6 protein-coding genes and 1 pseudogene are annotated in these 13088 nt (G+C 45.7%); all 7 read left to right on the top strand.

Features of this window, described 5'->3' with window-relative positions:
- Positions 1-1451 precede the first annotated feature (1451 nt).
- Positions 1452-1680 (top strand): annotated as a pseudogene (locus CFI03_RS31410) (MrcB family domain-containing protein); the annotation flags it as partial.
- Between the two features lie 381 nt (positions 1681-2061).
- Positions 2062-3564 (top strand): DUF2357 domain-containing protein, encoded by a 1503-nt coding sequence (locus CFI03_RS06860; RefSeq protein ID WP_248756924.1) that lies wholly within the window; start codon positions 2062-2064, stop codon positions 3562-3564.
- 161 nt (positions 3565-3725) lie between these two features.
- Complete coding sequence (locus CFI03_RS06855; protein ID WP_248756923.1) at positions 3726-4775, top strand: Wadjet anti-phage system protein JetD domain-containing protein; 1050 nt, start codon at positions 3726-3728, stop codon at positions 4773-4775.
- Entirely contained in the window at positions 4745-6292 is a 1548-nt protein-coding gene (locus tag CFI03_RS06850; RefSeq protein WP_248756922.1) for a replicative DNA helicase, read from the top strand. Before CFI03_RS06855 ends, CFI03_RS06850 begins: the two co-directional genes overlap by 31 nt.
- Positions 6276-7013, top strand: a complete 738-nt coding sequence (locus CFI03_RS06845) for a DUF6063 family protein (RefSeq protein ID WP_248756920.1) — start codon at positions 6276-6278, stop codon at positions 7011-7013. The genes CFI03_RS06850 and CFI03_RS06845 overlap by 17 nt, the downstream gene beginning before the upstream one ends.
- A 4-nt stretch (positions 7014-7017) precedes the next feature.
- Complete coding sequence (locus CFI03_RS06840; RefSeq protein WP_248756918.1) at positions 7018-11463, top strand: chromosome segregation ATPase; 4446 nt, start codon at positions 7018-7020, stop codon at positions 11461-11463.
- A gap of 415 nt (positions 11464-11878) precedes the next feature.
- Positions 11879-12463, top strand: coding sequence for a hypothetical protein (locus tag CFI03_RS06835; RefSeq protein WP_248756917.1), 585 nt, complete (start codon positions 11879-11881; stop codon positions 12461-12463).
- The last annotated feature ends 625 nt before the right edge of the window (positions 12464-13088 follow it).

Raw genomic sequence — 13088 nt, 5'->3', positions numbered from 1 at the left:
CTACACTACGAACAACGATGCATGATGCACGTAATCCCAAATATGCCGAAAGCAAAGCTAACTCTGATATCGGAAAGAAAGCCTTTGTTGAATTGATTGATAAGAGATATTTCCAATCAGATTATTCCGCTTTAATGCTTGCTTTTAATGGACTAGACCGAACCTTTAAAATTGTTATTTCAAGTCCGTTCCACCCATTCTGGGAAGCTGTGCGGAATCTACGAAATACTGAGGCATTTAATAGTATTCTGAACTCCCTTAGTGATGAGGTTATTATTTATGCCATTGATAAAGAAGAGGTTTCCTTAAGGAAAGAGGAGTTAGTTCCTTATATTAGCCAAGCTGTTAGTGATAAAAGAAAGCCGTCGATCTATTTTGGGACAGTAATCGATTTTAACGAGTTACCATCCGCACAAGATTTAGTTGATCTTATATGGAAGACATGGAATGAGCTTGAACCAATACGGTTATTCATTCGTAATCATGCGGAAACTCAAGCGCTGTCATTATCGATTTTTGAACACTTTAACACTCAGGAAGATATCGCATTAAAACTCCACAACAAAGAATATCTGGTTAAGTTCGATCAGGTTAATACCATAAAAACTAATCATCGTAGACAAAAGTTCAATATTTATAATAAAGGGCAGCTTGTGACGGATGGCATGCTTGATCAATATTCCCGGGATCCACATGAATTCATTGGTGTTTTCATTAACGGCAAATCATATCTCTACTATAATATGAGAAACTTGCATGGAGACGGTAAAGTAAACTGGACGGTTTTAAAAAGTTTTAGGTTTCGTGGTGAGAATCAGTCACCCAGCAAGAATAAGGATTATGGTGAGAGAGCTGTTGCTGAGCTGGTCAAGCATGGTTTTGAAATGGATGGTACTTCATTTAAGATTGGTACATGGGACAATCAGCAGCAACAATTTATTGAGCCAATAACGGAAATAAAGAAGCGCCTGATAACAGCTGCGGCGCTCTTCGCTGATACCATTAAACAAATAACGCTGCCTAAAGATCAGTCGGATGATTTCACAGCGCCAGAGAATGAAGGACAAGACTCAGAAGAGTTTCAAATAGATGAAGTCTTCCAACACGATTTCAATCTTTCTAAAATCCTTTCCAACGTTCACGAAAGCCCATTTACTTACTCCAATTCTATCATTCGGGATTTCCATCTGAACTTGGTCAGTTTGGAGGATAAGCATTTTGTCATTTTGAACGGTATTTCCGGTACAGGTAAAACAAGGTTATGCCTGCTTTATGCCAATGCTGTTTATGGAAAAACATATGATGCACTAAATCCATACTTGAAGGTTATTCCGGTTCGACCGGATTGGACGGATTCTACTTCTTTATTCGGCTATTACAGTGCTCTGGAGAAGAGATATGTCCGCACGCCTTTTCTAAATGCCGTTCTCCAAGCGATCGAGGAAGGGAAGCCGATGTTTGTTGTTCTAGATGAAATGAACCTGGCTCGTGTTGAGTACTATCTAAGCGATTATCTAAGTGCAATTGAATCAAGGCAACCAATTCGTCTGCACACAGAAAGCCAAATTACAGATGTTCCACAGGAGCTGCATATCCCTCACAACCTCTATGTCATAGGAACGATCAATGTAGACGAAACAACCCATAGTATTTCTGATAAGGTACTGGACAGAGCTTTCGTTATGACTTTATCGGATGTGGATTTGGATCAATTCTGGGAGAATGTCGAGTCCAAGTATAAGGCTGTCTTGCATGAGGAGTGGGGACATTTGGAACAACTCCATTTCAGCTTAAGTCGATATGATCTTCATTTCGGCTATCGAACGATGAATGAGATGCTGCGCAAGCTTTATGCAAACGCAGAGCTGGATCAAGATATTCGAATGGACAAGAATGATGCTTTTGATCGAGTCATAGCGGAGAAAGTGCTGCCTAAGATTCGAGGAGATGAGCGTATTGAATCATTGCTCGAATCTCTAATTGATTGGACAAGCTCATTGTTTGGAAACCATTCACAATCCTATGGCCATTTGAGGCGTATGAAGGGGGAACTGGATCGATATGGCGCAGCCCAGTTCTGGAGATAGTCTCTATTTCTACTGCCCGGATACACAGCGGTGGACTTCAATTGAAAATATGCGTTTTGAGGAAGCGAGGACCTATCGCTGGAGACAATCGTATCATGCATCGTTTAGGCTGCTGCTAAACAATATGCCATTGTCGATGGTACGGACCGACTTCGGTTGGGAAGGTGAATGGACGACACCTTTCCAGTCAGGTACAGTAACATTCACCATACAGCATGAGGAGAATACATCGGTACAAGTATACTTGTATGCGGATCAACGGAAGCTGTCGGAGAACGATTATGAGCAGATGGTTAAAGATATTCTGACTGAAGCAGCTGCCTGTTTTCAACATTGTGGAGCACACCTAAAGTTTGATAACAGCGGTTTTGCAAGAAAGTTATCCCTTGCTCAATGGGATTATATAGATCGCTCTTTTCATCGACTGCAACGATTGTTTCAAGAGATTCAATCGGAGCCGCTGCGTAGATTAAAGGCAACGGATCAATGGATCCGCAGAGAGAATATCCAGCATGTTACACCGTCACTTCTTGCTTGGTCCGAGCGTCATGCAGGTAATGGAATGAGTCAGGAGATTCCGGTGCCTGATTTGCTGTGGACGGCAGTACGTGAAGACACATTTAATGTGTATGAAAATCAGGTCATGCTAAGACAGCTTCGGGAATTGCAACACTTGCTGCGTAAATATCAAACCATAGATAAAGTCGCTATACAATCGAAGGCGGAATATTATTTGGATAGGGTCAATTACTGGCTTCGTTCATTTTTTCTGAAGCAAATAAAGCCACTTACTGGCCCTATTGTCATCTCACAAGTTTTTCGCAAACATCCGATCTATCGCAACTGGTTTTCCTGGTTTCATCAGCTGTACCAGTTCAATGATTATTCAATTGGATTTAAAAACTCCATTCCGCTTAAGGATACTTACCATCTATACGAAATTTGGGTGTTTATGCAAATGGCCAAGATTCTTAGGGAGAACGGGGCTGTATCGGATACATCGGAGTTATTTTCCTTGGAGCAGGATGGCCATGTCCTCAATTTGTCTGAGCGGAAAGAGAGTCGAATCAAACTAATTGGCGGTGCAACGTTAGCCTACCAGAGATGGTTTACCAGTGCGACTATTGACTTCTATACTTATACCCATGGTATGAAGCCGGATATTGTATTGGAGGCTAATGGGAAATTGTATATTTTTGATCCCAAATATCGTCTCGATCATAATCTGCCGATGGCTCTTGGGGAGATGCATAAATACAGGGACGGTATTCTTAGTAGATCCGATGGCAGTTGGCCAGTAGAAGAAGTTTATATTGTTACTCCTGCACCAGGACAAGAGAATCAACATCTATTTGGAGATGAATATCGACAACGTCATCAGATGGGGGCTTATTCATTTAACCCGGGCAATTCCAGCTCTGAGTTAGTAAATAAGCTAATTGAAATTTTACGGTATGAGAGAATATTAGTGAATTAACTATTGATTTACGGGGCCAAAATCAGGAATTGGCCTGCTTGATCCTTAAAAAAGAACACATCACCAGTGGATAATCATGGTAAAGATGGATGCATAGTCTAAGGAGGGGAAAATGTAGTACCCTTATCCTATGACGTTTATTGAAACGGTGGCTGGCAGAGATGCGATACAAACAAAAACTGATAGACTTTTTATGCACATTTCCCAAGATAACGATTGGCCTCTCAGACCTTGAGCGAGCGTTCCAAGGCGAGCAGATTGAATATGAAACATTCGCCGGGATCGTTTTGGAGCTCGAAAATGAGGGGAGTCTTGGAGCGGTCAAGTCACACGGCCGGAACGGAAAACCGCTTTCTTTGGCCTACCACTACCGCATACATAAGCGACTGCTGCAAGGAGAGTATGTTCGAGAACTACATCAGTGGAGCACGAGACTGCACCCTGACATTAGTCTGGATGACTATTATAGCCTCAGTCCGGACAAATGGCGTGCGGACCTGCCTTATATTAAACAGATCGACGCGTATTTAAAGCGGGGATCACGGCCAACACGGCAAGCACCGGCACCCGAACGCAGCTATGAGCTTGTCCGGAACGAAAAGTGGATTACAGATCACGGAGGACAAGCCTTGTTGGAGCGTCTGGGCATCTGGGAGCAGCTCCAGATTGTCCCTGTTAGCGATCCCTTGATGTTAGCGGTCAATCCTTCCGTCGGATTTGCCAGCAAGAACCACTTGCATCTCATCGTGGAGAACAAGTCGACATTCCAAGGGCTTGTGCCTGAGCTTCCGGGGATGGACTTCTCCTCCTTGATTTTAGGCTATGGCCGAAAAATTGTAGGAAATCTTGGAATGCTCAGTCTGCAGTACCCAGTTCAAAGCGCGGAACATGAACTTTACTATTTTGGAGATCTCGATTTGGAAGGAATTTTAATCTGGTACGACCTTCATGTGAAATTCGAGGTAAAGCTGGCGCTGCCCTTTTACCAGGCATGCTTGCAAAAGCCTCCAGCTAGAGGAAAGCAAAATCACCGATTGAATGAAGAGGCTTTACATGCCTTTACAAGGTGTTTTAACAATGAGGAATCAAATCAGATCATCGCCATGCTGAGCGATGGGTGCTATATCCCGCAAGAAATTTTGAAAAGTGAGGAATTGATTCGAATCGGGAGGGAAGCCATATGGAGTCAAAAGGGATGCCAATCGAATTGAATGACATACTATCCGGCTTCCAAGAGCGAATGGGCAAGCTTGCACTGTTCGATCCGCTATTCGAGCTGAGCCGGCAAAGGAAAACTGACCACGGCGGGAAACAAGTGGCGATGATGGAGCTGGGACTGTTGACTCTGCTGTTTTTCTTTGAGAAAAAGCTAATGCGAAGTAGGAAGACCAGTGTGAAGGATCTGGTCGATTTTCTGACCGCTGTGTTGGAGGACAAGTACAATCTCGACCAAGAGGAGCTGGAAGATATCGGTCGAAGGATTATTCATGTATTTCGTCCGTCCTCCGGACGGAAGCGGGAGTTTCCTTTTTTCCATTTGGGAACGGGGCAAGAAGGGATTCATTATACGTCAATTCTGCGTACCGATTCGTATGATGTGGCGACCAATACCCAGTATTACGCACTGGACGAGGATGGTTTGGAGCTTGTATTTGCAACTAAGGAGTTTTACTTGGAGTTTCAGTTGTCTATCCATCAGCTTTTGTTGCGCAAGCAGTTAGAAAAAGGAGAATTCCAGGGAGCATTACGTCAAATTGACGAGATGATGATTGATGTGGAAACGCTGCAGGAGAGGATTGTCGCCTTGGAGCATGAAATTAAGCGAAGCATTGTCTCTGAAGAAACATTTGCACGGTACCGCTCTCTGTTAGAGGATATTTACCTCAGGCTGAAACGTGAAAATGAAGAATTTAACGAGCTCAGAGATTTTGTAAAGGAAACGAAGGATCGTATTTACGCCGAACGGGAACTTATGAAAAACAGGCGGCCTTATGAGCTCATAGTACGCATCAGTAACGAATTAGAAAAAGTCCACAACGAGCATACACGGCTGTTGCAGCAAAGTATGGAACTGGAGAGTAGCGCTCTTCGCGCAGCCAAGGAGTCGCTCTATTATACTGGGATGAATGCGTTTAACTTTGAGCAAGATATTGCATCATTCATATTCGGCACTCCTTTGCCATTTGAGGCAATGAAGGGAGTTGTAGCCCCGTTCCTGCAGCTGGAACAAGTCAGGATATGGTCGCCTATTACGGTATTTGCCAAACAACAGCTTTCGGGTCAAGATGATGGGTCTGTTATTGAGGAAAGTCTTCTTGCTCTGGATGAGGAAGCGGAGGATTCTTCTTACATGCGGAAGCGAAAAGAGCGTTTTGTCCAGTTGGTGGAAGCTCTTCTCCGTTGTTATGAGAAGTTAAATCGTGATGAGGTCCGTTTGAGTGAATTTATAGCGTATTTGGATCAGGACGAAGCTGCTGATCTCAAGAAGGAACGAGATTTCTACGATTGTTGGATTATTTTGCATCAACGCAGCCCGATTCGACCGGTTTTGGTTGAAGAGGAAGCCGACGAATCAGACCAAAGTCTCTATGAGGCGATCCGATCTCAACTGCAGGGGAGAACGCTGACGGTTCAGGAGACGGAGGGCATTCTTAGGGGCAATGAGCGGTATTCCATTCAAGAACTTATCATTCGGTTGGGAGGGGATCAGGATGAATTACACCGGTGATGAGGTTATAAAGGCTTTCAGCATCTACGCACAGTTGGCCAGAAGCGGAGTTGCCGATAAGGAAAGTCTGCTACAGGTGGAGGCGGACGACCACGTCCGCGGACTTTTGGATCAGTTTGCCGCTGAAGTGGACTGCGTCGTGATGGGAGCGGGTGACCGCTTGATGCTGGTTCCGCTAGCTAGGCTGTCTCCTTTCCATATTACGAATGAATCACTTAAGCGGATGTATCTGCGCGGCAATGCGGTGAATGCTGATTTGTACTTGATGTATGTGGCCATTATTGTGTTAATCGGTGCGTTTTACGATAGTTATCAGACTACGGAAGCGACGAGGAATTTTCTTCAGATGGAAGAATGGATGGATTTGGTTCAGCAACGGATCAACGGGCTAAAGGAGCATTCAGCAGAAGAATTAAAGGCACTTAGTCAAGAGTACTCCTACCATTGGGTAGACATTATTGAAAAGTGGGATGCGATGGATGATGTTAAGGAGACGGCCAAGCGGCAGAGCGGTGCTACCATCAGCCGGGTAAGCTTTCTTGATATGGTCCGGAGATTCATGCTCGATCAGGAGCTAGTCAAGCAGGTTGGACCCGATGAATTGGATTTGACTGAGAAAACAAAAATGATCGTGCAACGCTATTTTATGGAAAGAGAATATAATCGTGGCATTTTGGAATTTTTATATGGTCTTGAGCCCAAACGAAAGGAGGAGACTTAATCCGATGCCTGTCATATCGAAAATCCGATTTACGAATGTGGTCTATGAGGGCGGAGCCAAGCGCTACAATGATTCTACTTTTTATTTTGACGGTCATAACGGAGCGATTGTTCTGGAGAACGGGGGCGGGAAGACGGTATTCATTCAAACCGCGATTCAGGCCGTGTTGCCTCACAGTGAGGTAGCGGGACGGAAAATGAAGGATACGCTCTCACTTGAGAATGGTCCGGCCCATGTGGCGATTGAGTGGATATTGGCGGATAAACCCCGGCGCAGATACGCGGTTACATGCGTGAGTTTATTTATGAGCGCGACCGGACTGGACTCGTTGCGTTACGTGTATGAGTATTCCGAAAATGACGACCATCGGCTGGGACTTCTACCTTTTACGAAAGAGATGGGCGGCGGGAAGCTCAGGGTAACGGAGAAAGGCGAGATTCAGGAGTATTATCAATCGATGCAGTCGAAATATCCACTAGTGGCCAAAACCTTTGATACCATTTCCGGGTTTCATCAATATATCGAAGAACATTTTCATATCATCCAGTCGGAATGGGAGGCGATTGTAAAGGTCAATTCCAGCGAAGGTGGGGTTGAGGCGTTTTTCGATGAATGTAAAACTTCATCCCAATTGGTAGACCGGCTGCTTATACCGACGATAGAAGAATCGATGGAAGGTTTCAAGCAGGGTGCTTTTGCAGATTTGTTCCAGGTGCAGCGGGAGGGCTTCAAGCAGTATAAAGAGCTGAAGGAAAAAATTGAGGAAAATCGGCGTATTCTTGCGGAGTTGCACAAGTATGTAGCCGGATACGAGAAGCTTCATCGAGAGCGGCTCCAGTACGAATCGCTGAGGAAGGAAGCCAAGGCATATCTCCATGTGGCGATGAACGTAGAGCAGGAGCAGCAGGCAGAGCAGACTCGGCTTCAAACACAGTTGGAGGAATGGGAGCAGAAGTTCAAGGATTGGCGTAAAAGGGAGGTAGCCCTTACAATCGCAGACGAGAGACTGAAGGCAGGGGTATTGGAGACTGAACTGCAGTCAATTGGAGCTGAAAAAGAGCAACTGGAGGAACAAGAATTAGCCGCGGCACGTTACTACCGCTCTCTAGAATATGCGGAGCAACGTGAGAAGCTTCGGGAAGCGGAGCAGCGGATTGCTTATCTGCAGCAGGAGCTGGCTAAGGTGGCCCAGTCGCAAGATGAGGAGGAGCTTCAGCAGGCGTGGGAGCTTAGCGGTCGTAAACTCAAAGCATATTTTGACCGGGAAGAAAAGCGTCTGTCTGAACTTATGCAGGAGGTGCAGAGAGGACTCGATGCGTTGTCGGATCAGAGAAATGACAGTATTCGCGAACGGGATGCCGCTGTTAAGGAGCGAGAGGTGCAGTTGCTTCGGGTTAGAGACTTGGACACACAGATTCAGATGATACAAGAGCAGCAAAGTGGGATTGCACGAAGAATCTTGTCCCAGCTGTCCTCGCAAACCGTAGAGCGGCAGATGCCTGTGTGGTTCTCTGAACAGCAGCAATTTGAGCAGCAGGGGTTGGAGCAAACGAGGGCGTTGCAGGAGCTAGATCGTAACAAAGGTGAGCTGCAACAAGAAAGAAAAGCTGTGTCCTCAGATCAACTCAGAATCAAACAGGAGTTGACTGAGCATCAAGCTTGGCGGGATCGCTACGAGCAGGAGCATCAAAAGTTAAAGATGGCTTTGACGAATTTGCATCCCTCTTGGGAGCGGATGGCTTCTGTACATGACAAGATGGATTCGATTCGTGAGAAGTTGGCGGACGGGTTAGTGCTCAGAATGAAGCAGAAGCAGCTACTGCTGCACAAGGAACGGCTGGCATTCCGGTACGTGGATGATTATGAAGAGCAGGAGCAGTTTTTCGCAGATCCTCAAGTCGCTAGATTAGCCGAGCTATGGAGCAACCAATTCTCGCTTCTGGAGACTGGGATACAATATGTTTCAGTCGTCCCGGATTCGTCCGATGACAAGCTGTTATGGGCTGTGACGCTTGTGACGACTTCTCAGGAGAAGCCGCTTCTTGTGCGCAAACTTGCCGAGGCATCGGATCAACTGCAATATCCGATCCGCATCCTGTCGACACAGGAAGCGAAGGCATTAGTGAGCGGCAGTCCGGTGAGCGGAGTCGTTACGGAGGTGGATGGAGCTTGGGTGGAACCGGCCCATTGGACAACCCTTCATAATATGGACAGGTTCAAGGAATGGAAGCAGGAGATCGTCCGGGAGGCGAAGGCTGCCGAGGAGAACAGACGGGAGAAGGAAAGTCAACTTGAGGCTTGGCGAGATGTACAGAAGCTTGCGGAAGGATTCTTCCGTGACTATTCCTTGACGGTCGTTCATGAGCGAGAACAGGCCTATGCCGATCGACTGGATGTACTTAAGAGCCTGGAGCAGAAGCTTACAGCTATCGAGCAGGAGTTTCAGCAGCTGGATAAAAAGAAGGATAGGCTGGGGGAGGCCCAACAATTGCTTGCTCAACGCCAGCAGCATGTAGAGTATCAGCTGGAGCAAGGGCAGCTCTACATGCATCTTTCCGAGAAATTAGCGAGGATCGTGGAGGATTTGCAGTTAGTTCGGGAGGCTCTTAACAAAGCCGAACGATTATTGAACAGATGGAATGAGCGTTTGGAGGTACTTAAACAGAAGCAGAAGCTGCAAGAGGGTCACCGTGCTGATTTTCAGGGGAAACTACAACTACTTCGAGCGGATGAGTTGTATCAAGCGGTTCAGGATTGTTTGCCGTTACTCACGGAGGAATCGCTCGTACAGCTACGAGAAGAACGTAAGGGAATTTATCTACAGCGGCACCACATTATGAAGGAGCGGTCTGAGCTGGAGACAGCACTCGGATATCAACGGGACAGACAGACGGAGGCTTCTCGGCAAATGGATCGCCTGACGGCTGAACATGACGGTCTAGATACGGAACTGGAGCTTCCGCTGTATGTAGAGTCAAAGCTAAAGACTGCTTTGGCAGAGCTTCGTACACTGGAGAAGAAGGTTCAGTTTGTCCGTGAGGTATGGAGTCGGAAGGAACGCGAATTTACCGAACAGGAGGTTAAGCTCCGCCTCCAACAGGAGCAGTATGCGAAGGAATTTGATAACGAGCGGTTAGTGTTGTTCTTGGAGCCGCTCAGCCGCGTGCGCGAGAGGCAAGCCAACGAACGAAGGCAACAGGATGAAGTCCGTAAAGAACTTGATCGACTTCATCATGTTGTGGAACGAAGATTGAACGAGATGCGCCGAGTGATGCAACTGTGGAACAGCTATGTCCGGGTGCATAAGCTGGATGATCCTCTTCTAAAGCTGTCTGATTCGGATGTGGAGTCTATGCAAGAGATTGCATACCGTCTAGAGGTCGGTAGTCAGGACGTGATTAGGCGTTTGGAACAGCAGCGGGATACTATCAGGAAGGAGCGGGAGCAAGTTGCTTCTAGGCGTCAGCGATTCCGGGAATTTTGTCAGCGGCAGGTTCATGATGTAAAGCTGCGGGAGATGGCCGAGCGCGGCGTAGAAGTAAAGGACAATTATGCGGAACTGCAGGAGTTCGAGGCGATGATGGGAGCAAGTATTCTGAAGGCCAATCAAATCGCTGAGCTGCGAATGCAGACGGAGGATCAGAAGCTTCAGCAGTTTATCACGCATATGCAAGCCCACTTAAGGCAGATTGCACAAGAGCTTCGTGAGTTGCCCAAGAGGACCCGGGTTCGAACCGACAACGGTAATAAGGAGATTTATGTTTTTCATGTTCCAGATTGGGAGGAGCAGGAGGGCAAGGAGCGAATTCGCAGCTATATCGAATGGATCATCTCGCAGCTGGAGCACGTCAAGTATCGGGATGTGGATGGAACTGAGCAATCGGCTGCCATTCGAAAGGATTTAGAGAAGTGGTTGGATGCTAAGCAATTGCTGCAGAAGGTATTCCAGCAGGGTGCGGCTATTCGTATCAGTTGCCGTAAGGTGAATAACGACCAACAGGTGACGGGGGCTACTTATTCATGGGAGGAATCTAACCGCTGGTCAGGCGGAGAGAAGTGGAGCAAGAACATGACCTTGTTCCTTGGGATTCTGAATTATGTGGCCGAAAAGCGCCAGCATATTCATAGTCAGATGAAGCGTCACCGTGCGGTCATTCTGGACAATCCGTTCGGCAAGGCATCGAGTGACCATGTCCTCAGCCCTGTTTTCTATATCGCCGAGCAATTAGGTTTCCAAATGATCGCTTTAACCGCGCATGTGGAAGGTAAATTCCTTCAGGACTATTTTCCTATTGTGTATAGCTGTCGCTTGCGTGCAGCGGCTGGCGGAGGAGGCAAGCAAATCGTCGATGCCCAGCAGCAGGTTCAACAAGCTTACTTCCGTGATCATGCTCCGGAATCAATGGACAGGATTGGTGGAGAGAGGATTCAAATGGAGTTGTTTCAGTGATGTTTAACAAAGCAAGATACTAACCGATACAGCTTATCGCGGAAACTCCCAGCTCCTCACCAATCTGTATGACCGTACTTGAACGTACTTTACGGCTCTCTTCTTGAACTCTTCATTGTGTTGCATCATTGGTCCAACCGTGTGAACACCTCCTATAACGAGGAATGATAGCCCAACAGCAAGACAGCTGCCGACATTTAATCGGCAACTTGTTTCTCATTGAACAAAAAGAGAAATATTGAATCAAGTTATCGGAGGAACGATAGTATTATGTTCGCCGCCTTTTGAAAGTGTGGCCTTATTCTGGACATAAATCAACAGAGTATTAAACATAGAGTAAAATAGACTGAAAGGGTTGAGAGGAGGGGTATGAGATGGGAATAGTACAAGACGCTTATTATTTGCCAGATGTATCTTGACGAAAATTCTCGCAGGAGACTACAGAAGAATCGGAAGTGTTATCCGTTATGCAACAGGGCCAAAAAAGGGCCAAATAGTAATGCATCTCAAGCCAGTTCGTAGGAATGTTGCTCAACAGGCTCAGGGCTTAGGTGTTAAAGCAATTCAGTTCGCAAAAAACAATAAAAAGGCTCTCATTATTTTAGGAATTAGCACTGGTATAGCCGCTACAGGATATGGCATTTACAAAAAAATAAAAAATCACGAGCCAGAAGTAATAACAAAATTTAGAGTATCATTGAAGACCTATATAAACGGAATCCGTAAAGGTAATCTTAGTGTAGATTTGATAAATGATATGATGACTTGCTTAGAAAAATTGAAGGAACATAAAGACTATGTGAAAATCAGTATTCAGCTCTCAACTGAGGATTTAGATGTTCTTGTACATCGAATTTTTGAGTATACAGAAAAACTGGCGAAAGACAATTCTATCGAGCTTACAGAAGATGAACTTAATTCACAAAAATCAGATGGCACAATTCTTAATCTACAACGATATCTCAATGCTCAAAAGAAAATTTTTGAAACAGCGGTATAACGACAATAAAAGAGCAAGTCACCCCAAACTTAATAATCCTTCAGGGCGACCTGCTCTTTTATGCTCTTGTATCGAAACTGATACCAGATTTGAATTTCACGATTAATTATCGATAACCGATGTACTGCTATCGCGGTGGTGAGATCACCGGTGATTTTGGGCCCTTCCGGAATGCCCAATGGTTGACCACGCTCGCACCGGATACAATTGGTCACAATGAGCAGACAATTGGGGAAGGGGAACGGCGACCGGAATTCTGTGTGCCTTCAAAAGTCGCATAAATTCATCGTGTGAAACTCCATCGTGAGGATTAAATTGTCGATTGAACAGTTGCCTATCTGCTTCACTTGTGATAATGAGGATTGGTTGTTGATGTAAAATTGATGTAAAACATCAACAGAAACCATCATAAAGCAGCCTAGCAGATCGGAAGCCAATTGTCATAAAGCCCGTCAAATCAAGGTTTCTGCAGATTCCAACAGACCAGATCCGATGCCAATATGTTCCCGCATACGGAACATGTATATTTTATTTGAATAATTGTATTTGCATGTGTGAACTCTTGTTATCATTGTTCCTGAAAAAAACAAGATGGGGGTGTCCCATAAGTCATGAAAATGACGAT

Source organism: Paenibacillus sp. ATY16, from assembly GCF_003399985.2.
GTDB classification, from domain to species: Bacteria; Bacillota; Bacilli; order Paenibacillales; family Paenibacillaceae; genus Pristimantibacillus; species Pristimantibacillus glycanilyticus.
The sequence above is the reverse complement of the archived record's forward strand: the minus strand, read 5'-3'. Positions and strand labels throughout refer to the sequence as shown.

What these genes read in the sequence shown, in the direction of transcription:
- CFI03_RS06850 (WP_248756922.1), top strand. Translation starts at nt 4,745, where the DNA reads ATGGAGTCAAAAGGGATGCCAATCGAATTGAATGACATACTATCCGGC.
- CFI03_RS06860 (WP_248756924.1), top strand. Translation starts at nt 2,062, where the DNA reads ATGGCGCAGCCCAGTTCTGGAGATAGTCTCTATTTCTACTGCCCGGAT.
- CFI03_RS06855 (WP_248756923.1), top strand. Translation starts at nt 3,726, where the DNA reads ATGCGATACAAACAAAAACTGATAGACTTTTTATGCACATTTCCCAAG.
- CFI03_RS06845 (WP_248756920.1), top strand. Translation starts at nt 6,276, where the DNA reads ATGAATTACACCGGTGATGAGGTTATAAAGGCTTTCAGCATCTACGCA.
- CFI03_RS06840 (WP_248756918.1), top strand. Translation starts at nt 7,018, where the DNA reads ATGCCTGTCATATCGAAAATCCGATTTACGAATGTGGTCTATGAGGGC.